Raw genomic sequence first — 25,926 nt, 5'->3', positions numbered from 1 at the left:
CGACCACGCAAAGTAGGATGGAAACCGACAAACGTGCCCGCCACCGTTCGGTGGTCGGTTCGTTATTTCTCAAAGACCGAGTCTTCGGAGACCCAGGTCGATTTCACACACAATTTCACGACCCTACTCATCGCCGCCCTACGACCACCGCCCCGGCCCGAAAGCCGAGGCGACCGAGACGACGGAGTGATTTTTGCTCGCTATTCTTCTTGCGCACGCCGCCGCCGCGCTGCTCGCGCCGCTTCTCGTCCGGTGGTGGGGACGTACTGCATTCTTCCCTTTGGCCCTGGTGCCACTGCTCAGCCTGATCTGGGTGTTCGGCAACTGGAACACCGACCAGAAGCTGCACATCGAATGGGTTCCCGGCCTGTCGATGGACATCGACATGCGCTTCGATTCGCTCGCCGCCATCATGTCGTTGCTCGTTCTGGGCATCGGTTCGCTGATCCTGCTGTACTGCGCCCGCTACTTCGAGGACGACGAGCCCAGGCTGGGCCTGTTCGCCGCCGAGATGGTCGCGTTCTCCGGAGCCATGTTCGGTCTGATCACCAGCGACAACATGCTCGTGCTCTACATCTTCTGGGAAATCACGACGGTGTTGTCGTTCCTGCTGGTCGGCCACTATGCAGAACGCGCGTCGAGTCGGCGCGCCGCGACGCAGGCTCTGCTCGTCACCACCGCAGGTGGTCTGGCGATGCTGGTGGGCATCATCGTCCTCGGCCAGGCCGCTGGGTCGTACAACCTGTCCGACGTCGTCGCGAACGCCCCGGGCGGCTGGCTGCCCGGAGTGGCGATCGTGTTGATCCTCATCGGCGCACTGAGTAAATCGGCCATCGTGCCGATGCACTTCTGGCTGCCCGGTGCCATGGCCGCGCCGACACCGGTCAGTGGGTACCTGCACGCCGCCGCGATGGTCAAGGCCGGTATCTACCTGGTCGCGCGCCTCGCTCCGGGTTTCGCGGACTCCGGTCCGTGGCGCGCCACGGTCATCAGCCTCGGATTGCTGTCGATGATTCTGGCCGGCTGGAGAGCACTCCGTGCCTTCGACCTCAAGCTCATTCTGGCGTTCGGCACGGTCAGCCAGCTGGGCTTCCTGATGGTCCTGGTCGGCATCGGATCCGAGAAGGCCATGCTGGCCGGCCTGACGATGGTGATCGCGCACGCGATGTTCAAAGCCACCCTGTTCATGGTGGTCGGCATCATCGACCACACCACCGGCACCCGAGACATTCGTAAGCTCGCCCACCTGGGCAAGAAGGCCCCGTGGCTCGCCGCGATAGCCGCGCTGGCCGCGGCCAGCATGGCCGGACTACCACCGATGATCGGCTTCGTCGGCAAGGAAACCGCCCTGTCGGCCGTGATCAGCACTCCGACGCTCGACCCCACGGTCGCGGCGATCGTCGTCGCAGGCCTGGTGATCGGCTCGATTCTGACGGTCACCTACAGCATTCGGTTCGTCTGGGGCGCGTTCGCCCGCAAACAGCTCAAGCGTCCGAGCCCGTCCGTCAGAGCAATGCATGCACCCTCCGCTTTGTTCCTCGCCGCGCCCGCGTTTCTCGCCGTTCTGGGTCTGATCGCCGGATTCACGTCCTCGGTCGTCGACCACATCGTCAGTCCCTACGCCCGAACCCTGCCGTCGTACGGGCAGGAGCCCTACCACCTGGCGTTGTGGCACGGATTCAACCTGCCGTTGGCGCTGACGGTCGTCGTCGTCACCGGCGGTGTGGGGCTGTTCATCGCTCACCGCGTGGTCAACCGGCTCAAGTTCGAGCATCCGCCACTCGGTAACGCAGACCGCATCTACGACAACGTGCTCAAGTTCATGGACACCCTGTCCATCCGACTCACGGGCACCACCCAGCGCGGTTCGCTCCCCCTCACTCAGGGCACGATCCTGCTGACGCTGGTGCTGCTGCCGATCGTCGTACTGATCCTCGGCCAAGAACCCGGCCTGGATTACACCCTGTGGAACACCCCGCTGCAGCTGGTCATCGGAGTGATCATGATCGCGGGCGGCCTCGGCGCGACAGTCATGCGCAACCGTCTGGCCAGCGTCATTCTGGTGGGACTCACCGGCTACGGCTGCGGCGTCATCTTCGCCATCCATGGCGCTCCCGACCTCGCCCTGACTCAGTTCCTCGTCGAGACGCTGACTCTCGTGGTGTTCGTCCTGGTACTGCGCAAACTGCCCGCCGAGGTCGACGACCGGGGCTCGGCGGGTTCGCGTGGCCCCCGCGCCGCACTCGCCGTTGCCGTCGGAGCGACCGTCAGCGTGCTCGGCGCGTTCGCGATGAACGCCCGCAGTGCCGCGCCGGTCTCACTGCAGTTCCCCGAGGCCGCGTACGAGCTCGGCGACGGCAAGAACATCGTCAACGTGATCCTCGTCGACATCCGCGCCTGGGACACACTCGGCGAAATCTGCGTACTCCTCGTCGCCGCGACGGGCGTGGCCAGCCTGGTGTTCCGCAACCGGCGGTTCGGCAGCGCTCCGCGGGTGTCCGACGCCCCCGCATCGTCGTCGGACACGAACGACGCGGCGGAGACGACGTGGCTGCTCGGCGGTGATCTGATCGATCCGCGGCATCGTTCGTTGATTCTCGAAGTCACGACGCGGTTGATCTTCCCGACGATCATGGTGCTGTCGATCTACTTCTTCTTCTCCGGACACAATGCCCCCGGCGGCGGTTTCGCCGGTGGTCTGACGGCGGGCCTCGCGCTGGTGCTGCGGTATCTCGCCGGTGGCCGGTACGAGCTCGGCGAAGCGGTCCCGATCGACGCAGGCAAGATCCTGGGTCTCGGGTTGATCTTCGCGGCCGGCACGGCGGTGGCGTCGATGTTCCTCGGCGCTCCGGCACTGTCGTCGGCGACGTTGGAAGTGACACTGCCGATTCTCGGTGACATCAAGCTGGTCACCGCATTGTTCTTCGACCTCGGTGTCTATCTCATCGTGGTCGGGTTGGTACTCGACGTGCTCCGCAGTCTCGGCGCGCGTCTCGACGCACAGGTGGAAATGCAGAGCCAAGGCCGAGTGAGTGCCCGATGACCGCAGATGTCGGAATGCTCGTCATCGTCGGCGTTCTCGTCGCATCGGGTGTGTACCTGCTGCTCGAACGCAGCATCACCAAGATGCTGCTCGGTCTGCTGCTGTTCGGCAACGGAGTCAATCTGTTGCTGCTCACCGTCGGTGGCCCGGCAGGTACCCCGCCTATCGTCGGTCGAGACAACTCGCTGCACCAGAACATGGCCGATCCGCTGGCTCAGGCCATGATCCTGACGGCGATCGTCATCACCATGGGTATCGCCGCCTTCGTGCTCGCGCTGGCGTATCGATCGTTCACGCTCAACACCAAGGACGACCTCGAGAACGACCCCGAGGACACCAAGGTCTCCCAGCGCCGTTCGATGGCCGAAGCACCGGACCGCGACCGTTCCGACGACCCGGTCACCGGTGAGCCGAGCTTCGGCGGCGACGCTTTCGACTCGAAGGGCAATCCGATTCCGCTCGAGCAGATCAGGAACCTCGAAGACCTGGAGTGCTACGAGGATCTGCACGACGGCGACTTCGACAACGACGACGACAACCCCCAGCTCCGCGGTCTCGACGGACTCGACACGGCCGAGAAAGACGACAGCCGACCGGAGCACCCCAGCGCTGACGACACCAGCACCGACGACTCCAGCGCCGACGACACCAGCTCCGACGACACGAAGGGAGACGACAAGTGACGATCTCCCCGGGCGTGATCGATGCCCTGACCCCGCTGCCCGTGCTCATCCCGATGCTCGCCGCGGCCTTGACGCTGGTGCTGGGACGTCGGCCCCGCGCGCAGCGTTTCATCACTCTCGCCGCACTGACCGCGGTGGTCGCGATTTCGTCGATGATGCTCTACCTCGCCGATCGCGATGGGACCAGCGCACTGCAGGTCGGCGGCTGGGATTCACCACTGGGCATTTCGCTGGTGGTGGACCGGCTGTCGGCGATGATGCTCGTCGTCTCGTCGATCGTGTTGCTGGCCGTCATGGTGTACTCGATCGGCCAGGGTATTCGCGACGGCAGCGAGAATCAGCCGGTCTCGATCTTCCTACCCACCTATCTGGCCTTGACCGCAGGCGTCTGCAACGCGTTTCTCGCCGGCGACCTGTTCAATCTGTTCGTCGGCTTCGAGGTACTGCTCGCCGCCTCGTTCGTGTTGCTGACGCTCGGTGCGAGTGCCGACCGGGTCCGCGCCGGCGTGTCCTACGTGATGGTCTCGATGGTCTCCTCGCTGATCTTCCTGATCGGCATCGCACTGGTCTACGGCGCCACCGGAACACTGAACTTGGCCCACATCGCCGTGCGGATGGACGACATCCCGTCCGGCACTCGTACGGCCATCTTCGCGGTGCTGCTCGTTGCGTTCGGCATCAAGGCCGCGGTGTTCCCACTGTCCACGTGGCTGCCCGACTCGTACCCCACGGCCCCGGCTCCGGTCACCGCGGTGTTCGCCGGCTTGCTGACGAAAGTCGGTGTCTACGCGATCATTCGCGCGCACACGCTGCTGTTCCCGGACGGCTCGCTCGACAACGTGCTGATGGTCTGTGGCCTGCTGACGATGCTCGTCGGCATCCTCGGCTCCATCGCACAGAGCGACATCAAACGACTGCTCTCGTTCACTCTGGTGAGCCACATCGGTTACATGATCTTCGGCGTCGCGCTGTCGACTCAATCGGGACTGTCCGGCTCGATCTACTATGTGGCCCACCACATTCTGGTGCAGACGACCCTGTTCCTCGTCGTCGGCCTGATCGAACGTCAGGCCGGTTCGTCGTCACTGCGACGGCTCGGAGGATTGGCCGCGGCCAGCCCGGTGCTGGCCATCGTCTTCCTGGTGCCGGCCCTCAATCTCGGTGGTATTCCGCCGTTCTCGGGGTTCATCGGCAAGGTCGCCCTGCTGCAGGCCGGCAGCGATCAGGGCAGCGTACTGGCCTGGTTGCTCGTGGCCGGCGGCACCGTCACCAGCCTGCTGACCCTCTACGTGGTTGCTCGTGTCTGGACCAAGGCGTTCTGGCGAGCCCGCGCCGACGCACCGGAAGGTGACCTCGCGGACAACAGCCCCTCTGCTCTGCTCGACGATTCCTCGGACATCCAGTTCGGTGACCGCGAGGATGTGGGCCGGATGCCCGCCTTCATGTTGATCCCGACGATCGGCCTCGTCGTCGTCGGTTTGGCGATGACGGTGTTCGCCGGGCGCATCATCGACATCAGCGATCGGGCGGCGGCGGATCTGCGGGATCGCTCGGTGTACATCGACGCCGTGCGGGGAGCCGAGTTCGTCGGCGATCAGGCCTACGAACAGGCACGCGCAGACGAGGAGGGCACCCGATGAAGATGAACCGTTCCTTCCTGCTGCGGATCTGGACACTGGGATGGTTGACGGCCATCTGGGTTCTGTTGTGGGGCAACGTCTCTGCGGCCAACATCCTCGGCGGACTCGCGGTCGGCCTGCTCATCATGGTGCTGTTGCCGTTGCCGCGGGTGCCGGTCGAGGGACGCATCCACGTGTTCTCGCTCGTCAAGCTCGCAGTCGTATTCCTCTATTACGCAGCCGAATCCAGTGTCAGTGTGGCGTGGTTGGCGATCCGCCCGAAGGCACCGCCGGTCACCGGTGTGCTGCGCTGCCGCATCGCCATCAAGTCCGATCTGGTGCTCACCCTCTTCGTCGACGCGATGAATCTCGTCCCGGGCACGATGGTCCTCGAGATCGATCGCACCCGACGCCTGCTGTACGTGCATGTGCTGGACATGGGCACGCAGAAGGCAGTCGACGGGTTCTACACGTACGTTCGGAACCTCGAGAAACTGTTCATCGCGGGATTCGAGCGCGACTCCGACTGGAAGCCGAGCCCCCTGCACTACCAGGAGTACGAGCAGTACCACGGGGTTCTCGGCGACGATCCCGAATCGGGCGATCTCGATACCCCGCGCGACGACAAGATGACCGACGACAAGAGGAAGGGGGACTGGTCGTGACCGTCGTACTGACGATCGCGGGCGCGCTACTGATCGCCGCCGCGATCCTCACCGCATTCCGGTTGCTCGACGGCCCGAGCACGTTGGACCGCTTGGTCGCGATGGACACCATCCTTGCCGTGTCGATGTGTGGGCTCGGCGTGTGGGCGGTCTACAGCCGCGACACCACGCTGGTGCCTGCCATCGTTGCGCTGTCCCTGGTCAGCTTCGTCGGGTCGGTCAGCATCGCACGGTTCAGAGTGAGGGACGAATGAACGACACAGTGAGGGGCGAACGATGACCGCAGCCCAGTGGATAGCTTCTGTCTTCATCCTGTTGGGAGCGCTGTTCGCCTTCACGGCCGCCGTGGGCATCGTGCGTTTCCCCGACACGCTCTCGCGCATGCACGCGGCCACCAAGCCGCAGGTGGTCGGGTTGATCATGGTGTTGGTCGGCGCGATCATCAGCCTGCGCGGCAATGTCGACATCTGGATGCTGGTGCTGGTCGGCATCTTCACTCTCGTCACTGCTCCGGTGATTGCGCACACCGTGGGACGCGTCGCCTACCGGGAACAGCGCGGGCGCGACGGCCTGCTCATCGTCAACGAGATGGAACCGAACGAACCCGATCAGTGAAGCGCGAGCGATCGGCGAAGAACGCGGTATGGAATCCGAACGCCATGCCGATCAGAATTCCGAGCACGAGCGGACCGAACACCAGTGGGTTCGCGGCGAATTCCTCGGCGAGGTAGCGGTAGCTCAGCAGTAGGGCGGCCATCGCGACGCAACCGTAGGTCACCAGCGTGATCCGGTCGCGGTCCCATCCCCGTTCCGGGTCGCGCAGCAACGATTCGATGGTGAGGCACAGGACCGCGCCCGCCACCAGGTCGACGCCGTAGTGGTAACCGAATCCGAGCGTCGCAGCCAGTGTTCCCAACAGCCACAGTGTGCCGCCGGTGCGCAGCCACCAGGGGCCGCGTCGGGAATGGATGAAGATGCTCAGAGCCCACGCGGTGTGCAGGCTCGGCATGCAGTTGCGCGGCGTCTGCGAGTCGAACGGGATCTCGCCGAGGCTGCCCGAGAGCGAAACCGACTGCGTCGGCCACGACTCGAACGCGAACATCGGGCCCACCACCGGGAACAGCAGGTAGAACACCGGTCCGACGAGTCCGATGAGCAGGAACGTGCGGAACAGGAAGTGTCTCGGCCACGCTGAGCCCGCGGCGACCCCACGCAGTTGGTACAGCGCAACAATGATCGCCGCGACGGGGAGCTGAATGTAGATCCAGTGCAGCGTTCCCTCGGCGACCGGGCCGAGTCGGTCCAGAATGCTGCCGAGCACCCAGGACGGATTTCCCAGCGCATGATCGGCGGCGTATGCGTATTCGTCGAGAACGTAGGGCCGGACCAAGGTCGTGATGTGCAACCAGGCATCGCCGGCCTTGGTCGCGAGCAGCAACAGTGCGCCGAGGGCGACGCCGCGCATCGCCCGAGCGTCATGGCGCCGGACGACATGGAACGCGAGCGCGACCAGCACCAGCGACGGCCCGTTCCCGACGGTCGGTGGCACATCGAACAGATACCGGCCGCCCAGTACGACGGCATCGAGCGCGGCAGCGACGGCCAGTACGCGCAGGCGGGACGAGCTGTTCAGACCTACCGTGGCCAGGACGAGCGCCGCCCACGGCAGCGACATCGACTTCGGTGTTCCGAACATGTCGTTCCACATGCTCGGCAACGGGCCGGGGAAGTTCCATTTCCACGCGACGACCTGCAGCGTCAGCAGAAACGCTGCGACAAGGACCGCACCGACGATCAGAGGACGAACAGAGTCCTCACGTGTCGCATCGACCTCGACGCTCTCGACGTCCCCCTGCAGCACGCCGTTGATCGTAAACGCTGAGTGAACACAAAATTAAATACAGAGGGTCACGATTGGAGATCGGTGACCAACGACTCCACGACGGCACGTAGATCGCCGCCGGATTTCGCGGCCACTGCACGCTGGCGTTGATACGAGGCACCGAGGCGGGGAATGTCGGCCACCGCGGCAAGCTCGTCGACGCAATTCAACCGGACCGCCGTCGGAGTCAACTTCTCCAGTAAGTCGTGCAGATCATCGGTGACCAGCCGCTCGTTGCTGTCGGCGTCGAGAATGATCTCGGCGTCGAGGCCGTACCGGGCAGCTCGCCACTTGTTCTCCTGGACGTGCCACGGCGGGATCGTCGGCAGGGTCTCGCCCGCCTCGAGTCGTTCGTCGAGATGCACGATCAGGCAGTGCGTCAACGCGACGAGGGCCGCGAGTTCACGCTTGGTCGATGCGCCGTCGCACACCCGAACCTCGATGGTTCCCCACTTCGGAGCCGGGCGGATGTCCCAGTGCATGCCCCCGAGCTGCTCGATGACGCCGGTCTTGAGCTGATCACGAACGAATCCCTCGAACTGCGACCAGTCGTCGAACTGAAACGGCAGACCGGCCGTCGGCAACTGTTGAAACATCAGTGCTCGGTTGCTGGCGTATCCGGTGTCGTTGCCCGCCCAGATCGGCGACGACGCCGACAGTGCCAACAGATGCGGGTATTGCAGCAGCAACGAGTTGAGGATGGGAAAGACCTTGTCGGGAGAGGACACCCCGACGTGGACGTGCACGCCCCAGATGAGCATCTGTCGACCCCACCACTGGGTACGCGCGATGAGCTCGTCGTAGCTCGGGGAGCTGGTCAGCTGCTGCGTCGACCATTCCGCGAACGGGTGCGTCCCGGCCGAGAACAGATCGATCCCCAGAGGATCCGCGGCTCGGCGCACCAGGTCCAACGAGCCGCCGAGGTCCTCCATGGCCTCCCCGACGTTCTCGCACACTCCGGTGACGAGTTCGACGGTGTTGCGCAGCAGTTCCTTCGTCACCCGAGGCGTGTCTCCGGCGAGGTCACGAACGCCGTCCATGACTGCCTCGGCGGAGTTGACCAGATCCCGCGTGCTCTTGTCGACCAGCGCGATTTCCCACTCCACGCCGAGCGTGGGTCGCGGAGAACTCGCGAAGTCGATCCGGGGAGCGTTCAAACTACTTCAGTACCGCGCACGCCGCCCGAGCACCGGCATCACCGGTCATCAGGGTCGCCATGTCGGGTACCGCAGCACCGTCGGGCAACGTGTACCGCGGCGGAATGTTGGCGAAGTTGTCGGCGCCCTCGTGCACGATGACCGACGTTCCGGCACCACCGGCGCGCAGGTCGTCCAGCGTGATCGCATCGGTGGTGGTGACCAGGCGGCCCGTGCCGTCCTCGCCCACCTGGATCGACGACAGGTCGCCGCTGGAGGGGTGTTCGGTGCGTCCGTCGACCTGCAGGTGACCACCCGCAGAGAGGAAGTTGCCCGGCTCACCGCCGGTAGGTGCCACCGAGTTGGGCTCGCAGGCTCCGACGGTGTGGACGTGGAAGCCGTGGAAGCCCGGCGTCATGTTCTCGACCTCGGCCGTGACGGTGAGCTTCTCGCCCTCCGATGCGAACGACACGGTGCCCACCTCGGCACCGGACGCGTTGCGGAGCACGCCCTCGATCATGTTCTCGGAGCTGCCTTCCGAGCCACTCTCTGCCCGACCGTCACCGGCGACTGCGGCCGCGGACGGGTCTGCTTCACCGGTCCACACCGGCGGCACCGTGCCGGGTGTGTCGGACGCGACCTCGCCGTTGCTGCAGGCAGAGAGCCCGAGAGCGGCGATCGCGAGGACCGGGGCCACGTAACGCAAAGAGCGGGTCGCAGCAGTGCGTCGCTTGAACAGGTCCATCGAAGAGTGCTCCTCTTTCGGGCAGGGTGAAGGGCTTGCAAAATCATAACGTGCCGACCGATTCGGCCGAACCGGACAGGTTGTCATGCCGGCGAGTTACTGCGTCACGATGACGACGACACCCGCGGTGGATTCGAGTGAACTGGGTTTGGGCTCGGCCGGAATGCCGAGTTGGGTGGCGATCGTCTGCGCTGCCTGCTGCTCACCGGTGTCGGTGCCGTAGTACACCGCGGTCTGGGCGAACTGGGCTTCGCTGAAGTTGCCGGTCTCGGCGACCGTCCAACCCTCGGCGGTGAGTGTGCTCGCAGTGCCGGCGGCGAGCCCGGAGACGTTGGAGTTGTTGAGCACGCGCACCTCGACATCGGCGGCGGCGCGGGAGGTGGCTGCTGCGGAGGACGTGGTCGACGACGCGGCTGGAGCCTGCGCGGCGGGAGCTTGGGTACCGGGAGCTTGCGCCACCGGAGCGGCAGCCGTCGTCGTCGCGGCAGCGGGCGCCTCTGCGGCGGCATCCTCGGAATCGGAGCCGGTCAGAGACAGGGCACCGATCGCTGCGAACAGGATCGCGAGCGAGATCAGCACCATGGCCAGGGCACGGAGGGGTGGCCCGGTCTGTTCCGGGTTGGGGCTGCTCACGTACTCGACCCTAGCCGACCGTCGATCGAGACCTTTTCAACGGAGCTTGCACCTTCCCCACGGAGCAACATCTCTCGGCAGAGTCGAAACCCGGCGCGGGGGATCAGACGTCGAAACCGAGCCGACGTGCGGCGCGGGCCTTCTGCCTGCTCGCACGCAAACGGCGCAGTCGCTTGACCAGCATCGGGTCTGCGGCAAGGGCTTCGGGACGATCCACCAACGCGTTGAGGATCTGGTAGTAGCGGGTTGCCGACATGGAGAAGAGTTCCTTGATCGCCTCTTCCTTGGCCCCGGCGTACTTCCACCACTGGCGCTCGAAGGACAGGATGTCGTGCTCTCGTCGGCTCAAGCCGTCCGCACCGACTTCGTTCGGATCGTGAGAGCCGTCCGATCCCGGTTGCTGAGACTGGTTCGAGTCACGCGCTGCTGCGCCGTCCATCCCACTCCTCGACTTCTCGACTCCCCTGGGCCCGTGCGACAACCGACCCCGAGGAAATCTGCTTCCCCCAGTGCTGCCGGCACCCGTACGAGTACCGACCGAACTTCGAGCGAATTACACAGTTGTACTTCGGGGATCATTCAACCACGTTCGACCGCCCGGACCCGGCTCCCGCGAGGTACTCGCGCGTGGCGTGTTCGTCGACGACCGAACCGTCGGTGCGACACTCGTCCACCGGCTCCGCTCCCGACGGGCCGGTGGGTGGGCCGGGCGTCACCCACTATCCTTGTCGACCATGGCAATTCTTCCCATCCGGATCGTCGGCGATCCGGTGCTCCACACTGCGACCGATCCCGTCACCGAGTCGCCGGCCGAGCTCGCCGAGCTGATCGCCGACATGTACGAGACGTTGGCGGCTGCCAACGGCGTCGGACTGGCGGCGAACCAGGTGGGCGTCGGTAAGCGTCTGTTCATCTACGACTGCCCCGACCAGGGCGCGGACGGCAAGGTGTTCCGCCGCCGCGGAGAGGTCGTCAACCCGGTGCTCGAGACGTCCGAGATTCCCGAGACGATGCCCGACCCCGACGATGACGACGAGGGGTGCCTCTCGGTCCCCGGTGAGCAATACCCCACCGGTCGGGCCGACTGGGCGCGAGTGACCGGTACCGACGCCAACGGCGATGCGGTGGACATCGAGGGCCGCGGGTTCTTCGCCCGGATGTTGCAGCACGAGGTGGGTCACCTCGACGGCTTCCTTTACACCGATGTGCTCATCGGTCGCCACGCGCGAGCGGCGAAGAAGGCGATCAAGCGCTCCGGGTGGGGCGTCCCCGGCCTCAGCTGGGTGCCGGGCACCGTCGACGACCCCTTCGGCCACGACGACGAGGACGAGGACTGATCGCTGCCGTGACCGTTCCGCCGGGGACGCGGGTGATGCTGCGGTACCGACTGCCACCCGGCCACACCCACCCGATGACGGACGTCATCGGGGAATTGGTGTCGGCCGACGCGGTCGTGGTGTCGGTCCGCGCCAAGGACGGCGCTCTGGTCCAGGTGGCCGCCGATCGCATAGTGGCCCTGAAGCCGTTGGGCCCCAAACCTGTTCGCACCTCGGAGATTCGGGCTCTCGAGGCGGCTGCGGCCGACGGGTGGCCGGGTGTCGAACAGGAGTGGATCACCGGCTGGCAGTTGCGCTTCGGGCACGGCTTCACCGGACGCGCCAATTCGGCGGTGCCTCTCGAGCCCGGCGCAGCAGCAGATTCCGAGACGGTGGCCGCGATCGCCGCCCGATACGACGCACGAAGACTGACGCCGATCCTCGCCCTCCCCGACCGTCTCGCGACCGCACCGGCCGGTTGGTCGACGTTCAACGAGACCGTCGTCATGGCGGCGGATATCTCGAATCTCGTTCTGCGCGAGGGCGACTCGCCTGTCACAGTCACTCCCGAACCGACCGCCGACTGGTTGAGTTCTCTGCGCTACCAAGGCCGAGAGGCGACGACGGGTGCTGCCGAGGTGGTCTCGGCGGTGCGCAACGGAACTCTCGGTTTCGGCGCGATCGGGAACGCAGGAGTCGGATCGATCGCAGTGGGCCGAGCGGCCGTCACCGCGGCCCCGGACGGTCGGTCGTGGGTGGGCTTGACCTCGCTCTGGGTGTCCACCGAGCATCGCCGCAACGGTCTCGGCACGCTGATGTGCGGCGAGCTGGTGCGGTGGGGACGCGAGAACGGTGCCACGCACGCATACCTTCAGATGGCCGTCGACAACACCGATGCCCAGTCGCTCTACCGCGATCTGGGATTCGGCGAGCATCACCGCTATCGCTACGCGCGGCAGGACGACGCGATCGGCCGCGAGCCTGTCGGACGCGTTCTATAGGGTTCCTTCCCGTGCGCTTTGCTACCTGGAATGTGAACTCCGTCCGCTCTCGGCAGGATCGAATCGTCGATTGGTTGCAGCGATCCGACGTCGACGTGCTGGCGATGCAGGAAACCAAGTGCAAGGACGCACAGTTTCCGTACGAGCGATTCACCGAGATCGGCTACGAGGTTGCCCACGTCGGGCTCAGTCAGTGGAACGGCGTGGCGATCGCGTCGCGCGTCGGCTTGGACGACGTGCAGGTCGGCTTCGAGGATCAGCCCGGGTTCAGCAAGGATCCCGAGGTCGAGGCCGCAGACGAGGCTCGCGCCATCGGAGCGACCTGCGACGGGGTGCGCATCTGGAGCCTGTACGTGCCGAACGGCCGCGAGCTCGCCGATCCGCACTACACCTACAAGCTCGAGTGGCTCGCGGCACTGAAGGCCGACGCGCAGGCGTGGGTGGCGGCGGACCCACAGGCGCAGATCGCGCTCGTCGGCGATTGGAACATCGCGCCCACCGACGACGACGTGTGGGATCCCGCCCTGTTCGAGGGCAAGACTCACACCTCGCAGCCGGAGCGTGATGCCTTCGCGGCATTCTCCGAGGCCGGTTTCACCGAAGTGACGCGGCAGTTCACTCCCGAGCCCAGGACGTTCACGTACTGGGACTACACCCAGCTCAGATTTCCGAAGAAACAAGGTCTGCGTATCGACATGGCGTTGACCTCACCTGCTCTGACGGCTCGCGTGACCGGCGCATCGATCGATCGCGAGGAGCGCAAGGGCAAGGGTGCCAGCGATCATGCTCCGGTGATCGTGGAGATCGACTGAGCCGCGGTCGTCTCTGCTATTCGACGACCAGGTCCAAGAACTCCGGGTGCTGCGCCAGGTAGCGACGGACGTAGGTGCAGATCGGCACGATGCGCCAGTCACGGTCGCGCACGGTGTTCAGCGATGCGCGAACGAGCACTCCTGCCCAGCCGCGGTCGCCGTATTCCTCTTTGACGACCGTGTGCATCAGCGCGACGACCGATTCGTCGCCGGCTGCATCGTCGCCATCGCCGAACCGATAGCCGAGGATGCCGACGAGATCGTCGTCGACGAACAGATCGAATCTGTTGTGATCGGCGTTGTCTTCGATGCGGACCGAGGGGCGCTCGACCGGAATCGCCGCGTCGGAGCGGCGGTGAATGATGTGACTCATGTCACTTATGAGACCAGAGTTGCTCGAGTGTCGCGGGGAAAGTGCACCGATCGACGCCGAGTCGAGTCCTCTACGTAACCAGCCCTGGTGTGACCGGCCGGGCAGTGCGAGTACTCAGAGAGCGACGAGCATGTCGTTGTACTCGGGGTTGGCTGCCGCGAAGCGCTGGACGTAGGTGCAGACCGGCTTGACCTTCCAGCCGTAGGACCGCGCGCTGTCGAGGGCGCGGCGAACCAGAATGCCGGCCAAGCCTTGATGACCGAAGTCCTCGGTGACGACGGTGTGCATGAAGGAGACGACATGCGTGCGTGTCGCACGGGCTCCGTTTCCTTCGACTTCGAAGAATCCGACGATGCCGACGAGGTCGCCGTTCAGTCGAAGCTCGAAGCGATTCTGGTCTTTGTTGATCGAGACATCAGCACTGGGAGAACTCGCAAGCATGGACGCCTCCTTTGCTGGGTGTGGAGTGGTGGAGGAACTTCGGAACCGAGATGGTATGTGACGTGCACCACTATTAAACATGCGCGAGGTGGGTCTGTCACCTTTTCTACCAACAAACCTTCGGATGCGTAGGTTTGTCCATCGATCCCGAACCGGATGCTGGTACAGCTCATGAGTGTCCCCGTGCGGCGTTGTGATACAACAACATTCAAAGTGTCACCATGTTTTCACCAACATTCACCTTCGGCGTCTCGCCTGCCGAGACCCTGCCGATCACGGCCCGCCGGTACTGTCGTCTCTCGTGAAGTTCCTACCGCTCACGCCCAACGGCGAGACTCCCGTCCGCGCGCTGACGATCGCCGGAACCGACTCCGGCGGCGGTGCCGGAATCCAGGCGGACAGTCGCACGATGGCCCTGTTGGGCGTGCACGCGTGCGTTGCCGTCGCAGCGGTGACGGTCCAGAACACCGTCGGCGTGACGGGCTTCCACGAGATCCCGCCGGAGATCGTCGCCGCCCAGGTTCGCTCGGTGGTATCGGACATCGGCGTCGGCGCAGCGAAGACCGGGATGCTGGCGTCCACCGCGATCATCGAGGCGGTCACGGCAGTGTGCACCGAGGTGGGGATCGGCCGCGACCAACCGGTTCCGCTCGTCGTCGACCCGGTGTGCGCGTCCATGCACGGCGACCCGCTACTGCACGCCGAGGCGCTCGACGCCATCCGGCACACCCTCTTTCCCATCGCCTCACTGGTGACTCCCAACCTCGACGAGGTTCGGTTGATCACCGGCATCGATGTCGTCGACGACGCCAGCGCGCACCGCGCTGCCGAGGCGCTGCACGGATTGGGCGCGCAATGGGCGCTGGTCAAGGGCGGTCACCTCCGCACCTCGACCCACAGCACCGACCTACTGTTCGACGGCGACACCTTCCTCGAATTCACCAGCGAACGCATCGACACCGGCAACGATCACGGCGGCGGCGACACCCTCGCGGCATCGATCGCGTCGGCGCTCGCACACGGATACTCGATGCCCGACGCGGTGGCGTTCGGTAAGGAATGGGTCACCCGTTGCCTGGCCGCGTCCTATGACCTCGGTGCGGGCCACGGCCCGGTGTCACCGCTGTGGCGACTGCACGAGTCGGAGAATGCGTAGGTCGTCGGGTGCGCCCTTGATCTTCGGCGCGAAGAAACTGCGCCGATAGGGCTTGGCGACTACGTGCAACGCGTCGAGCACCTCCGGTGACACGGCGTCGAGTGCGGCGGCCGAGATCATGATGTTGCCGTTTCCGCCGGTCTGCATGACCCGCGCTGCGACGGTGACGTCGACACCGAGCCAGTCGGAACCGACCTGACGCGGGCTTCCGGTGTGGATTCCGACGCGCATCGTCGGGGTGTAGCCGTCGACGTTCACGCTGGTGAGGGCCTCGCGCGCCGCGAACACGGCGTCCACGGCTTTGCCCGCATCGGCGAACACGGCCATGATGCCGTCGCCCAGCCGTTTCACGACGTGCCCGCCGCGGAACACGACCTCGGGTTCGACGGCTTTGGAGACTTTACGGAGCAACGTCAATGTGGCGGTATCGCCGGCGCGCAGTGACCACGACGAGAATCCGACGAGATCGGTGAAGACGATCGTGACGTCCTCGTCGCCGCGGCCCCGACCGGCTCGCTCGAGGATGGCCTGCCACACCTGGAGGGCACCGAGGCCGAGTTCGCGGGAGGCACCCGGTTCGTCGTCGAGTCCGTTCGCTGCCAGGAACCGATCCGCCACCCGCGCGACGGCCAGTGCGCGTCCCGGGCCGTCGATCGACAGCGGATCACCGAACGTGGGGTCACCGGGTAATGCGCGACGCACACGCCGAACCGCCCCGACGACGGTGGGCGCTCGGTTGGTGGTGCGGACCCACTCCACCACCGAGGAGACGACTGCGTTCACAGCATCGAGCGTAACTCACGGTTACACATACTTCCCTTACCCTTCGGCGCGTGCGGCCTCGCGCGCAGCCCCGACCGGTACTCCGTTGGGGCCTTCCACCGACTGCGCGTAGACACCGATGCCGTACGCCACGGCGGCACCGTTCTTCGCCAGCGCCGCGCGGTCGACGTTCGCCAGGGTGTCCTGATCGGTGTGGTAATTCTCGTCGAATGTCTGATCGGCCGTGCCACCCCACTTCGCGGCCTGCTCGGCGGTCTTGTTCTCGTCCGCGCCGCTGAAGACGCCGCCTGCGGGGATGCCGACCTCGATGAACGGCCCGTAGTCGGATCGACCGTCGAAATCCGTACCGTCGACGGCGATACCGTCGGCCGCCAAATGCTCGACGAACGTGCGCTCGATGGCGTCGGATCCGGCCGGTCCCGCGGGCTCACCGACCTGGTCGGAGTCGTCGCCGTCGTAGGCGAGGTAGCCGGGGTTGTGCGAGCCGATCATGTCGAAGTTCAAGTACAGCGCGATGTTTCGCCTGTCCTCGTCGGACAGACCCTCGACGTACTTGGTCGAACCGACGAGCCCGTTCTCCTCGGCACCCCAGAATGCGAACCGGACCGCGTTGGTCACCTCGGGCGCACTACCCATCTGCAGAGCAGTCTCGAGCACGGCGGAGGTGCCGGTGCCGTTGTCGTTGATGCCCGGACCCTCGGGGACGCTGTCGAGGTGGGCGCCCGCGACCACCACGTTCTCGGTCGAGCCAGTGGTGGTCTGCGCGATGATGTTGCGGCTCGTGGTCGACTCGGTCGTCGTGACGAGAGTCAACGTGACCTCGGGGGCCGCGAGGACCGCTCCCCCGTCCTCCTGGCTGACACCGCCGGTCGGAATCTTCGCGGTCTCGGAATCACCGAGCGTTCCCGAATCCAGTGGTCCGGGTTCGTTGTTGACGATGATCGCTGCTGCCGCACCCAATTCGGCGGCGACGGTCTGCTTCGCACCGAACGGGCACACCCCTCGCGGCACGACTGCCACCGCTCCCGTCAGGTCGAGACCGGCGTAATCGGTTGCCTCGCACCCGTCTGCCCCGGCGGGAGCGCCGACGACGCGTGCGGTGATCCCCTCGGCGGACGTGGTGGGCGAGTAGCTGAGCGCGAACACCGGAATCTCGGTGCCCGCGAGCGACAGGGTTTGCGTCTGCGCCTCGAAGGTGTCGAAATCGAATTTGGGAGTGGTGACGTCGAATCCGGCCGATTCCAGTTGGGAGACAACGTAATCGACACTCGCGTCGTATCCGGCAGTCCCGGCCGCGCGGTTACCGTCGTGCGCGGCGGCGATGTCCTCTAATTCCTGCAGGTGCCCGACGAGGGCATCCTCGGTGACCGCTTCCGACAGTCCGGCCCCGTCGGGTGTCGCGAAAATTCTGGCCGGCTCCTCGTCCCCCGTACCGGAGGAGGACGAGCAACCGGCCAGAATCAGGACAGTGACGGCGCTACCTGCAAGCAAGGAAATCCGCATAGCGGACACCCTACCCAGGCAGGTGTCAGGCGTCCCGGCGATTGACGACGAACACTGCCACTCCGAAGATCACCGCGGTGAAGACGACGAAGTAGATCAGGCTGCCGACGGGTCCCCAGTGGAAGTCCGTTCCCGCGGATCCGCCGAGGAAATGGTCGGCGTTCTTGAACGGCAGGAACGGCTGAATCTTCTCGCCGACCTTCGGGATGATCCCGACGAGGTTCTCGATGAGCAACGGCCACAACAACAACACGGCGATGGCACCGGCGGACTGGCGAATCAGCGCACCCACGGCAACGGCCAGAACGATCTGCACGAACGCCAGAATTGCGGTGCCGTAGACGACGCGCCAGGTGCCGTCGACGTCGAAGCTCAGCAATGCGCCGGCTTCCTCACCGGCGATGGATTTGGCCAGGAACAACGCGCCGAAGGCGAGAACCAACGACAGCACTGCCCCGTACACGCCGACGATCAGTGCCTTCGCACCGAGCACCGAGGCCCGGTTGGTGATCGCCTGGAACGTGGTTCGGATCAGGCCGAAGCGGTATTCGCTGGTGACGGTGAGTGCACCGAGGATCATCAGCACCATGATGCCGAGTCCGCCGACGCCGCTGCCGACGACGTCGTATGCGGTGGTCGGTGGCAGACCTTCCGGCGCATCCGGGCCGACGGCGGTCTTTGCGGCCCAACCCAGGATGGCTCCGAACCCGAGGCCGAAGACCACCACGATCGCGCTGCACCACCACGGCGACTTGGTCGAGGTGAACTTGATTCTTTCTGCTGCCAAGACGCCCATCAGAGTGCACCGCCCATTGCTTGCTGAGTGTTCTGGTCTTCGGCTCCCGAGCCGTGATATTGCACTGTGTCTCCGGTGAGTTTCATGAATGCTTCCTCGAGCGAGCCACGCTGAGAGGCCAACTCGTGCAATGTGATTCCAGCCCGGCCGGCGAGGTCGCCGATCGCGTCGGTGGTGGAGTTCAGCACCACGAGCGAGGGCTGCAGTTCGTCGGACTTGTCCGGCTCACGCACCGTGAGGCCGGCGGTGGTCAGCACCTGGCGCAGGCCGTCGAGCTGTGGGCTGCGCACGCGTACCGAGGCCTCGGAGGCATGGTCGATGAATTCCTGCACCGAGGAATCCGAGATCAGCTTGCCGCGTCCGATGACGATGAGGTGTTCGGCCGTCTGCGCCATCTCCGAGAGCAGGTGGCTCGACACCAGGACCGTGCGGCCCTCGGCTGCCAAGCGCTGCATGAACTTTCGGATCCAGACGATGCCCTCGGGATCGAGTCCGTTGACCGGCTCGTCGAACAGCAACACCTTGGGGTCACCGAGAAGAGCGCCGGCGAGACCGAGCCGCTGCGACATGCCGAGCGAGAATCCGCCCGCATTCTTCTTCGCTACCTCGGACAGGCCCACCAGCCGCAGCACCTCGTCGACGCGGGACTTGGGGATGCCGTTGGAGGCGGCCATCCATTCCAGGTGCGCACGCGCAGACCGGTTGGGGTGCACCCACTTGGCGTCGAGCAGAGCGCCGACGGTACGCAGTGGCTGCTTCAGGTGGCTGTAGCTCTTGCCCTCGATGGTCGCCGTGCCCGAGGTGGGGCGGTCGAGCCCGAGAATCATCCGCATCGTGGTGGACTTGCCCGCACCGTTCGGTCCGAGAAAGCCGGTCACGATGCCGGGTTTGATGGTGAAGGTGAGGTTGTCGACCGCCGTCACCGCTCCGTACTGCTTGGTCAGTCCTGTCACTTCGATCATGGGACAACTGTCCCCGATCGACGGCATCTCCACATCGCCCCACAGTCGCGACTTGCATCATCCTTTTGGATGACACAGACCCTGAGACAGCTGAGGCCTGGCTGGGGCACGCGGTCGCCTGAGCGCGGCCGCAAATGCGCGCGCGTCTGCCAGATGCGCGGGGATTCGCCCTCATTTTCGCCACTATTCTGCGCGCGTTTCGCAAACGCGCTCGCGTTTGCGAAATACGCAGCACCACACAAAGGGCTGCGCCGCCGACGCAGCCGCTCATGTGAATGCAGCCGCTACATCGGTGAGCTTGCCTGCGCCCAGAATCGTTTCGGGATGCGGCCTGCATGTCGGGCCTGGTAACCCGCGGCCACCGCATGACGCATCGCCGACGCCATCAGCGCCGGGTCCTTCGCGCGGGTCACCGCGGTGGCGAGCAGCACTGCGTCGCAGCCGAGTTCCATCGCGAGGGTGGCGTCACTGGCGGTGCCGATGCCCGCGTCGAGGATCACCGGCACCCCTGCGGCCTCGACGATCATCTCGATGTTGTGCGGGTTGGCGATGCCGAGGCCGGTGCCGATGGGTGAGCCGAGCGGCATGACGGCAACGCAGCCGATGTCTTCGAGACGCTTGGCCAGTACCGGGTCGTCGGTGGTGTACGGCAGCACCTGGAAACCGTCGTCGACGAGTTGCTCTGCGGCCTTGACCAATTCGATGGCGTCGGGCAGCAGGGTTCGCTCGTCGGCGATCACTTCGAGTTTCACCCAGTCGGTCTCGAGCGCCTCGCGGCCCAGCTGCGCGGTGAGCACGGCCTCGGCCGATCCTCGACACCCCGCGGTGTTCGGCAGCGGAGCGATGTTCAACCGCCGCAGCAGATCGAGCACTCCCGTTCCACCCGCGGCGTCGACGCGGCGCATCGCGACGGTGGTCAGTTCGGTTCCCGATGCGACGAGGGCTTCCTCGAGGACGGCGAGGTTGGCCGCTCCCCCGGTGCCGGTGATGAGCCGGGACGTGAAGGTGCGATCGGCGATGGTGAGTGCGCTAGCCACCCTGCACCGCCGTGAGAACGTCGATGGTCCAACCCTTTTGGACGTCGGTGGTGTCCCATCGACTCTTGGGCAGCACGGCACCGTCGACGGCGACGGCAATCCCTTTTTCGGGCAGGCCGAGGAATTCGAGCAGCCGACGCATGGTCATGTCCTCGGTGAGCAGGTGATCCTCGCCGTTGACGGTGATCCCGATGGCAACCTGGGTCATGGTGTCCTTTCGATCTGTGAGAAGCGTTCGGGTGTGGCGGCTTTCGCCTCGGGCAGCGTCTCGCCCGATATCAGCGCGGCGACGGCGTCGGCGGTGATCGGCGCGAGCAGAATGCCGTTGCGGCCGTGGCCGGTAGCGACGATCACGTCGTCGGCGAGTCTGCCGATCAACGGCAGTCCGTCGGGGCTCATCGGTCGTAATCCTGCAGCGGTTTCGTACAGTTCGTACTCGCCGATGCTCGGCATGAGCCGTTCGGCGTCGGCGATCAGGTCTCGCACCCCCGCCACGGTGACCTGGGTGTCCTCACCGGATTCGTATTGTGTTGCGCCGACGACCAATCCGTCGCCGCGTGGCACCAGGTACACGGGTCGGCCGTGTACGGTTCCGCGGATCGTGCGGTGCGGTGGCGGTGCGGCGCTGGGCCGGCGACGCAGCCGCAGGATTTCGCCTTTCACCGGCCTGACCGGCAGTGTCGGCCACAGTGCGGCGCAGCGTGAACCGGCGGCCAGGACCACCTGATCGGCGTCGGGAATTGCGTCGACCGAGGTTGCCACGAACTCCACTCCGGCGTCGAGACATCCCTGCTCGAGCGCGGTAACCAGGGCCCGATTGTCGACGGACAGCTCGGTCGGTGCCAACAACCCGAGCCGAATGTTCTGCGCCAATGCAGGTTCGAGTTCACGCACCTGCGCGCGGCCGAGAATCTCGAGCTCGTGTCCCTGCTCGCCCACCCATTCGGCGATCGTGCGCAGGTCGGTGGCGTCGGCGGAGTCGAGGGCGACGGTCATGGATCCGGTGGCCGAGAACACCGACGGGCCGGGGAGGCGTCCGGCGAAGTCCGGCCACCGCGCCAGCGACGCGGCACCGAGCCGTAGAAGTTCGTGTTCACCGGGCCACCCCTCGGACAGTGGGGCCAGCATGCCGCCCGCGACCCACGACGCGCCTCGACCCAGCGCAGGATCGTGCACCACTACCCGGTGGCCGTCCTCCGCCAGTCGTAGTGCCGTCGACAGCCCGATGACGCCTCCGCCGATAACGACGATATGCACGCGATTCACGTCCTCACTCCCTGCGCCCGCATGATCGGGTTCAGGTATTGACGGTAAGGGCGGCGAACCCACTCTCAGCCCCACGATCCTCGGGACTCCCGCGATATGTCGGCCACTCCGTCGTCGGTCGCGGCTGCCATGAGAATACAGTTCGTTTCGTGCACCCAACTCAGACCGTCCGCAACCAGACTCCTCGCGAGCGTCTTGCGTCCGCTCGCCTCTACCTGTGTACCGATGCCAGACGCGACAAGGGCGATCTCGCGCAGTTCGCCGAGGCCGCGTTGTCCGGTGGCGTCGACATCATCCAGCTGCGCGACAAGAACTCCGCCGGTGAGCGCCAGTTCGGGCCGCTCGAGGCCAAGGACGAGCTCGCTGCGCTGGCGATTCTGCTCGCGGCCACCAAGCGCCACGGCGCCTTGCTGGCCGTCAACGACCGCGCGGATCTGGCGCTGGCGTCCGGTGCCGATGTCCTGCATCTGGGCCAGGGCGACCTGCCCGTGCACTACGCGCGCCAGATCCTCGGCCCGGATGTGGTGATCGGACGCTCGACGCAGAACCGCGCGCAGTCCTCGCTCGCCGCGATCGAGGACGGCGTCGACTACTTCGCCGTCGGGCCGGTGTGGCCGACGCCCACCAAGCCCAACCGCTCGGCCGCCGGCCTGGAAACTCTGCGGGCTACCGCGGATGCGTTGCCGGAGCGGCCGTGGTTCGCCATCGGCGGCGTCGACGCGACCAATGTGGATCAGGTTCGAGCGGCGGGAGCCGAGCGCATCGTGGTCGTTCGGGCGATCACCGAAGCACGCGATCCGCAGGCTGCTGCACGCGCGCTGGTACAGGCGCTACAGAACTGATGTCACCGGGCTGATGTCACAGAACTGACGTCACAGCCAGGCGAGCACGGCGGACGGCGAGAGCACCTGCACCGCGCCGGGCAGTCGATTCTGCAGTCCGCGGTCGGCGGTGACCAGCGCGGTCAGGTCTGTCGATCGGTGGGCCTGATCGGTGAGGGTGTCGTCGCCGGTGCCGTCAGCGAGGATCACCGGAATGCGCGGATCGTCGACAACGGCGTCGCGCGCTTGCCCTTCGAGCACGGCCTCGATGCGGGTGAGCCAGCCGTACTGGCCGCTGGGTAGTTCCACCGTGCGCGGCAGTGTCGCGGCCAGCGACGTCAACAGTGCGCCGGTCGAGCCGGCGCGGTCCTTCCACCAGCCGTCGGGCCGGGAGCCGAGGACGTTGGCGGTGTCGAGCAGCACGCGCAGCGGCTCGGTACGCAACGACGGCCAACTCGACGCGAAACCCGGATGCAGTGGCAGCTCGCCGACGATGGACTCCGGCACCCACCGCAGTTCCGTGCTCTCGCCGTTCGGGACGGTGGCCAGCGGGTGATCGGTGTCGGCGATGACCGTGGTGTACGACCAACCGCTCGGGACTGCGGCGGTGACACGCTCGCTGCGCACGCTCAACTGTTCGGCCGAAATACCGGCTTCCTCGTGCGCCTCGCGGACCGCCGCATGCTCGGTGCTCTCGTGCGAGTCGCGAGCCCCGCCCGGCAGGGCCCACGTTCCGCCCTGATGACTCCACAACGCGCGGTGCTGCAGCAACACCATCGGTTCGCCCGCATCGGAGGGCGCACGGAGCAGCAGACCGGCGGCACCGTGCTTGCCCCAGTGCCGAGAACCGTTCTCACCGATCACCCAACCGTCCCCGTCACCGCGCATGCTCCCCACCCTAGGTGAACCGCCTCGCCGTAGTGACTGTGCTGTAGTGGCTGCAGTGCGGTCCGCCTGCTTATATGCTCGATGCGTGATCGCGGCCGGCATTACTCCCTCTGCTGCCGTCCCCCCGACAACGGCACCCCACGTCGGTGCCGCTGCAGGCAAGCCACCGGTTCGATACACGATGCGCTCGACGCCTGCGCGGTTGGTCGCGATGGGTACCGCGCTGGTCGTCTTGGCGCTGACGGTCGGAAATCTCGCGTCCACGGCGGTGACCGATCGAGTCGACACTCTCGGGACACTGCTGGTGCGCACCGAGCCGTTCGCCAACTCGGCTCAGAATCTCTACGGTGCCCTGTCGGTGGCCGACGCGGCGGCCGCGTCGGCCTTCATCGCCGGTGGGCTCGAGCAACCCGAAGTACGTGACCGGTACTCGCAGGCGTTGGGTGAGGCGTCGTCGGAATTGATCGCCGCGTCCGCCGGGGTCACCGACAAGGACGAGGCCACCAGCGCGGTGCTGACGCAGATCGCTACCGGGTTGCCGGTGTACAGCGGGCTGGTCGAGACGGCGCGAGCGAACAATCGCAGCGGGAACCCGGTGGGTGCGGCATATCTCGGCGAGGCGTCGACAATGATGCAGTCCAGTCTGTTGCCGCTGGCCGAGAAGTTGTACACCGAGCAGGCCTCCCGCGTCTCGGCCGATCAGGAGAGGTTCACCAGTCCCCCGTACTTCGCGATCGGGTCGGTGGTGTTCCTGTTGCTGATGACCGGTCTCGCCCAGTGGTACCTGTCCCGGACGACGCGTCGCACACTGAATGTCGGTTTTCTCGGTGCCACGGCCGCGCTGGCGGGCTTGCTCGGGTGGATGTTGGTGGTGGGGTTGATCTCGTCGATCGCCACCGACCGCGCGATCGACCGCGGGGTGGCGCCGCTGAAGTCCTACACGACGGGGTTCATTCTGGCCCAGCAGGCCAGGGCGGACGAGACACTCGACCTGGCCCGCCGCGGTGGCAGTCAGGATTACGGACAGTCGTTCGCCGGCAACGTCTCTCGGCTCGCGGACATGTTCGAGGGCGACCCCGAGGTGACCGAGGCCCTGAACAACTGGTCGGCCTCGCATGCGCGCATCGATTCGGCGCTCGAGGTGGGCGACTTCAACGGTGCGGTGTCGATAGCGACCGGATCGGGTGATTCGGATTCGGCGGCTGCGTTCAACGCTCTCGACAGTGTGCTGGTCGACGGGATCGACAGTGCCCGAAGCGAACTACGCTCCAATATCGATCGATCGGTCTGGGTCCTGTCGGGCTTGTCCAACGGCGCGTACGTGCTCACGGTGGTGGCCTCGGTGGCGTTCGGAGTCGGCCTGTTCCCGAGGCTGCGTGAATACCTGTGAGACGCCTACTCGCCGCCGGCCTCGTCGCGACCGCCCTGCTCGTCGGATGCTCGCCGCCGGAAAGAATTGCGGCACAGAGCGATACGATGTTCACCGAACCGCCTCTGCCCGACGGAGCAACCGTCGCGGCTCGGCCCACCGAAACACCGGCGGACGACGAGTGCGCCCGCCCCACGGCCAGTCTGCGGCCGCTACCGACCGGCACCGACGCGCCACTGCCTCCGCAGCCGACCATCGATGCACTCCGAGCCAAGGGTCGCCTCGTCGTCGGCCTCGACACGGGCAGTAACCTTTTCAGCTTTCGCGACCCCATGACCGGGCAGCTGGTCGGGTTCGACGTCGACATCGCTCGGGAGATCTCACGCGACCTGTTCGGAGACCCGAACCGGTTGGACTTCCGAATTCTGACGTCCGCACAGCGCCTCGAAGCTCTGCAGGACTCGACGGTGGACATCGTGGTGAAAACCATGACGATCACGTGCGCCCGGCGTAAGGACGTCCAGTTCTCCACCGTGTACTTCCAAGCGCAGCACCGAGTTCTGGTGGTGCAGGGCTCGGGTATCCGTGGGGTCGGGGATCTGGCGGGCAAGCGGGTGTGCGCGGTGGAGGGCACCACGTCGTTGCGTCGCCTGCAGCGGGTGCAGCCGGCCGCGACCGTGGTGACGGTGCCGATGTGGTCGGATTGCCTGGTGGTACTGCAACAACGACAGGTCGACGCCATCAGCACCGACGACGCCATCCTGGCCGGACTTGCCGCACAGGACCCGTACCTCGAGATCGTCGGCGACAGTCTGAGCCCGGAACCGTACGGCGTGGGCATCAACAAGAAGAACGAGGATCTCGTGCGCTTCGTCAACGGAACGTTGGCACGCATCAGGTCCGACGGCACCTGGAACCGCATCTACAACAAGTGGCTGACGGTGCTCGGTCCCTCCCCCGGTCCACCCACCGCGTCGTACAGCGATTAGAGGCGCA

At 65.8% G+C, this 25,926-nt stretch carries 28 protein-coding genes and 1 riboswitch; of the genes, 13 read left to right on the top strand and 15 right to left on the bottom strand.

Features of this window, described 5'->3' with window-relative positions; genetic code table 11:
• Positions 1-193 precede the first annotated feature (193 nt).
• The 6 genes from J2X62_RS18555 to mnhG are packed head-to-tail and all read left to right on the top strand — an operon-like array spanning position 194 to position 6,625.
• Positions 194-3,043: a Na+/H+ antiporter subunit A gene (locus J2X62_RS18555; protein ID WP_310182433.1), complete on the top strand. Its 2,850-nt coding sequence runs from the start codon at positions 194-196 to the stop codon at positions 3,041-3,043.
• Positions 3,040-3,726 carry a Na(+)/H(+) antiporter subunit C gene (locus J2X62_RS18550; protein ID WP_080729161.1) on the top strand — a complete coding sequence of 229 codons (687 nt, stop codon included), beginning with the start codon at positions 3,040-3,042 and terminating at the stop codon, positions 3,724-3,726. Before J2X62_RS18555 ends, J2X62_RS18550 begins: the two co-directional genes overlap by 4 nt.
• Entirely contained in the window at positions 3,723-5,366 is a 1,644-nt protein-coding gene (locus J2X62_RS18545) for a Na+/H+ antiporter subunit D (RefSeq protein ID WP_027498466.1), read from the top strand. The genes J2X62_RS18550 and J2X62_RS18545 overlap by 4 nt, the downstream gene beginning before the upstream one ends.
• A 2-nt stretch (positions 5,367-5,368) precedes the next feature.
• The gene (locus tag J2X62_RS18540) at positions 5,369-6,010 is read left to right on the top strand and encodes a Na+/H+ antiporter subunit E (RefSeq protein ID WP_228139369.1); all 642 of its coding nucleotides are present in this window, start codon (positions 5,369-5,371) and stop codon (positions 6,008-6,010) included.
• Entirely contained in the window at positions 6,007-6,264 is a 258-nt protein-coding gene (locus J2X62_RS18535) for a monovalent cation/H+ antiporter complex subunit F (RefSeq protein ID WP_310182430.1), read from the top strand. Before J2X62_RS18540 ends, J2X62_RS18535 begins: the two co-directional genes overlap by 4 nt.
• 22 nt (positions 6,265-6,286) lie before the next feature.
• The gene (mnhG, locus tag J2X62_RS18530; RefSeq protein WP_027498469.1) at positions 6,287-6,625 is read left to right on the top strand and encodes a monovalent cation/H(+) antiporter subunit G; all 339 of its coding nucleotides are present in this window, start codon (positions 6,287-6,289) and stop codon (positions 6,623-6,625) included.
• Here the strand turns inward: mnhG and J2X62_RS18525 are convergent.
• From J2X62_RS18525 to J2X62_RS18505, 5 genes are all read right to left on the bottom strand, one after another.
• A complete protein-coding gene (locus J2X62_RS18525) occupies positions 6,591-7,880 on the bottom strand; it encodes a phosphatase PAP2 family protein (RefSeq protein WP_032365133.1) in 1,290 nt (429 codons plus the stop codon). The genes mnhG and J2X62_RS18525 overlap by 35 nt on opposite strands.
• 38 nt (positions 7,881-7,918) lie before the next feature.
• A complete protein-coding gene (locus J2X62_RS18520; RefSeq protein ID WP_027498472.1) occupies positions 7,919-9,049 on the bottom strand; it encodes a glutamate--cysteine ligase in 1,131 nt (376 codons plus the stop codon).
• Position 9,050: 1 nt separating this feature from the next.
• The gene (gene sodC / locus J2X62_RS18515) at positions 9,051-9,773 is read right to left on the bottom strand and encodes a superoxide dismutase[Cu-Zn] (protein ID WP_032365131.1); all 723 of its coding nucleotides are present in this window, start codon (positions 9,771-9,773) and stop codon (positions 9,051-9,053) included.
• 96 nt (positions 9,774-9,869) lie between these two features.
• Positions 9,870-10,406 carry a LytR C-terminal domain-containing protein gene (locus J2X62_RS18510; protein WP_310182425.1) on the bottom strand — a complete coding sequence of 179 codons (537 nt, stop codon included), beginning with the start codon at positions 10,404-10,406 and terminating at the stop codon, positions 9,870-9,872.
• Positions 10,407-10,509: 103 nt separating this feature from the next.
• Positions 10,510-10,845: a DUF3263 domain-containing protein gene (locus J2X62_RS18505; RefSeq protein ID WP_032365130.1), complete on the bottom strand. Its 336-nt coding sequence runs from the start codon at positions 10,843-10,845 to the stop codon at positions 10,510-10,512.
• Positions 10,846-11,140: 295 nt separating this feature from the next.
• Here J2X62_RS18505 and J2X62_RS18500 point away from each other — a divergent pair, with 295 nt between their 5' ends.
• Genes J2X62_RS18500 through J2X62_RS18490 form a run of 3 tightly spaced genes read left to right on the top strand, consistent with a single transcriptional unit; the run spans position 11,141 to position 13,535 of the window.
• Entirely contained in the window at positions 11,141-11,743 is a 603-nt protein-coding gene (locus J2X62_RS18500; protein ID WP_048316385.1) for a peptide deformylase, read from the top strand.
• 35 nt (positions 11,744-11,778) lie between these two features.
• A complete protein-coding gene (locus J2X62_RS18495; protein WP_310182486.1) occupies positions 11,779-12,723 on the top strand; it encodes a GNAT family N-acetyltransferase in 945 nt (314 codons plus the stop codon).
• 11 nt (positions 12,724-12,734) lie between these two features.
• Positions 12,735-13,535: an exodeoxyribonuclease III gene (locus tag J2X62_RS18490; RefSeq protein ID WP_048316388.1), complete on the top strand. Its 801-nt coding sequence runs from the start codon at positions 12,735-12,737 to the stop codon at positions 13,533-13,535.
• Positions 13,536-13,551: 16 nt separating this feature from the next.
• On the opposite strand, the gene J2X62_RS18485 is transcribed toward J2X62_RS18490, so the two are convergent.
• Together J2X62_RS18485 and J2X62_RS18480 are read right to left on the bottom strand one after the other, a co-directional pair.
• On the bottom strand, positions 13,552-13,908 hold the full coding sequence (locus J2X62_RS18485) for a GNAT family N-acetyltransferase (protein ID WP_048316391.1): 357 nt from the start codon (positions 13,906-13,908) through the stop codon (positions 13,552-13,554).
• Between the two features lie 114 nt (positions 13,909-14,022).
• Entirely contained in the window at positions 14,023-14,349 is a 327-nt protein-coding gene (locus J2X62_RS18480) for a GNAT family N-acetyltransferase (RefSeq protein WP_027498479.1), read from the bottom strand.
• Between the two features lie 301 nt (positions 14,350-14,650).
• Here J2X62_RS18480 and thiD point away from each other — a divergent pair, with 301 nt between their 5' ends.
• Positions 14,651-15,505 (top strand): bifunctional hydroxymethylpyrimidine kinase/phosphomethylpyrimidine kinase, encoded by an 855-nt coding sequence (thiD, locus tag J2X62_RS18475; RefSeq protein ID WP_310182419.1) that lies wholly within the window; start codon positions 14,651-14,653, stop codon positions 15,503-15,505.
• On the opposite strand, the gene J2X62_RS18470 is transcribed toward thiD, so the two are convergent.
• The 7 genes from J2X62_RS18470 to thiO form a co-directional block, all read right to left on the bottom strand.
• Complete coding sequence (locus tag J2X62_RS18470) at positions 15,467-16,288, bottom strand: adenylate/guanylate cyclase domain-containing protein (protein ID WP_027498481.1); 822 nt, start codon at positions 16,286-16,288, stop codon at positions 15,467-15,469. The genes thiD and J2X62_RS18470 overlap by 39 nt on opposite strands.
• Positions 16,289-16,324: 36 nt before the next feature.
• Entirely contained in the window at positions 16,325-17,791 is a 1,467-nt protein-coding gene (locus J2X62_RS18465) for a M28 family peptidase (RefSeq protein ID WP_310182417.1), read from the bottom strand.
• 25 nt (positions 17,792-17,816) lie between these two features.
• The gene (locus tag J2X62_RS18460) at positions 17,817-18,587 is read right to left on the bottom strand and encodes an ABC transporter permease (RefSeq protein ID WP_027498483.1); all 771 of its coding nucleotides are present in this window, start codon (positions 18,585-18,587) and stop codon (positions 17,817-17,819) included.
• Entirely contained in the window at positions 18,587-19,549 is a 963-nt protein-coding gene (locus tag J2X62_RS18455; protein WP_027498484.1) for an ABC transporter ATP-binding protein, read from the bottom strand. The genes J2X62_RS18460 and J2X62_RS18455 overlap by 1 nt, the downstream gene beginning before the upstream one ends.
• Before the next feature lie 284 nt (positions 19,550-19,833).
• The gene (locus tag J2X62_RS18450) at positions 19,834-20,586 is read right to left on the bottom strand and encodes a thiazole synthase (protein WP_032374723.1); all 753 of its coding nucleotides are present in this window, start codon (positions 20,584-20,586) and stop codon (positions 19,834-19,836) included.
• Positions 20,579-20,794: a sulfur carrier protein ThiS gene (gene thiS, locus J2X62_RS18445; RefSeq protein WP_027498486.1), complete on the bottom strand. Its 216-nt coding sequence runs from the start codon at positions 20,792-20,794 to the stop codon at positions 20,579-20,581. Before thiS ends, J2X62_RS18450 begins: the two co-directional genes overlap by 8 nt.
• Entirely contained in the window at positions 20,791-21,843 is a 1,053-nt protein-coding gene (thiO, locus tag J2X62_RS18440) for a glycine oxidase ThiO (protein WP_310182484.1), read from the bottom strand. Before thiO ends, thiS begins: the two co-directional genes overlap by 4 nt.
• Positions 21,844-21,955: riboswitch (TPP riboswitch) on the bottom strand.
• Between the two features lie 46 nt (positions 21,956-22,001).
• Between thiO and thiE the strand changes: the two genes are divergently transcribed.
• Positions 22,002-22,694, top strand: coding sequence for a thiamine phosphate synthase (gene thiE, locus J2X62_RS18435; protein WP_027498488.1), 693 nt, complete (start codon positions 22,002-22,004; stop codon positions 22,692-22,694).
• A 30-nt stretch (positions 22,695-22,724) separates the two neighbouring features.
• On the opposite strand, the gene J2X62_RS18430 is transcribed toward thiE, so the two are convergent.
• Positions 22,725-23,561, bottom strand: a complete 837-nt coding sequence (locus tag J2X62_RS18430; RefSeq protein ID WP_222090658.1) for an NUDIX hydrolase — start codon at positions 23,559-23,561, stop codon at positions 22,725-22,727.
• A gap of 85 nt (positions 23,562-23,646) precedes the next feature.
• On the opposite strand from J2X62_RS18430, the gene J2X62_RS18425 reads away from it, so the two are divergent.
• Together J2X62_RS18425 and J2X62_RS18420 are read left to right on the top strand one after the other, a co-directional pair.
• Positions 23,647-24,951 carry a hypothetical protein gene (locus J2X62_RS18425; protein WP_032365121.1) on the top strand — a complete coding sequence of 435 codons (1,305 nt, stop codon included), beginning with the start codon at positions 23,647-23,649 and terminating at the stop codon, positions 24,949-24,951.
• The gene (locus J2X62_RS18420; protein WP_032365120.1) at positions 24,948-25,919 is read left to right on the top strand and encodes a glutamate ABC transporter substrate-binding protein; all 972 of its coding nucleotides are present in this window, start codon (positions 24,948-24,950) and stop codon (positions 25,917-25,919) included. The genes J2X62_RS18425 and J2X62_RS18420 overlap by 4 nt, the downstream gene beginning before the upstream one ends.
• Positions 25,920-25,926 lie beyond the last annotated feature (7 nt).

It is taken from the genome of Rhodococcus sp. 3258, assembly GCF_031456475.1.
GTDB lineage: Bacteria > Actinomycetota > Actinomycetes > Mycobacteriales > Mycobacteriaceae > Rhodococcoides > Rhodococcoides fascians.
Note: the sequence above shows the minus strand (reverse complement) of the source record. Positions and strands in the feature narration are given on the sequence as shown.

Bases quoted from the DNA above. Each gene is read 5' to 3' on its own strand.
- J2X62_RS18455 (WP_027498484.1), bottom strand. From the start codon at position 19,549: ATGATCGAAGTGACAGGACTGACCAAGCAGTACGGAGCGGTGACGGCG.
- J2X62_RS18505 (WP_032365130.1), bottom strand. From the start codon at position 10,845: ATGGACGGCGCAGCAGCGCGTGACTCGAACCAGTCTCAGCAACCGGGA.
- J2X62_RS18540 (WP_228139369.1), top strand. From the start codon at position 5,369: ATGAACCGTTCCTTCCTGCTGCGGATCTGGACACTGGGATGGTTGACG.
- sodC (WP_032365131.1), bottom strand. From the start codon at position 9,773: ATGGACCTGTTCAAGCGACGCACTGCTGCGACCCGCTCTTTGCGTTAC.
- J2X62_RS18495 (WP_310182486.1), top strand. From the start codon at position 11,779: ATGCTGCGGTACCGACTGCCACCCGGCCACACCCACCCGATGACGGAC.
- J2X62_RS18460 (WP_027498483.1), bottom strand. From the start codon at position 18,587: ATGGGCGTCTTGGCAGCAGAAAGAATCAAGTTCACCTCGACCAAGTCG.
- mnhG (WP_027498469.1), top strand. From the start codon at position 6,287: ATGACCGCAGCCCAGTGGATAGCTTCTGTCTTCATCCTGTTGGGAGCG.
- J2X62_RS18500 (WP_048316385.1), top strand. From the start codon at position 11,141: ATGGCAATTCTTCCCATCCGGATCGTCGGCGATCCGGTGCTCCACACT.
- J2X62_RS18465 (WP_310182417.1), bottom strand. From the start codon at position 17,791: ATGCGGATTTCCTTGCTTGCAGGTAGCGCCGTCACTGTCCTGATTCTG.
- thiS (WP_027498486.1), bottom strand. From the start codon at position 20,794: ATGACCCAGGTTGCCATCGGGATCACCGTCAACGGCGAGGATCACCTG.
- J2X62_RS18550 (WP_080729161.1), top strand. From the start codon at position 3,040: ATGACCGCAGATGTCGGAATGCTCGTCATCGTCGGCGTTCTCGTCGCA.
- J2X62_RS18485 (WP_048316391.1), bottom strand. From the start codon at position 13,908: ATGAGTCACATCATTCACCGCCGCTCCGACGCGGCGATTCCGGTCGAG.
- J2X62_RS18480 (WP_027498479.1), bottom strand. From the start codon at position 14,349: ATGCTTGCGAGTTCTCCCAGTGCTGATGTCTCGATCAACAAAGACCAG.
- J2X62_RS18430 (WP_222090658.1), bottom strand. From the start codon at position 23,561: ATGCGCGGTGACGGGGACGGTTGGGTGATCGGTGAGAACGGTTCTCGG.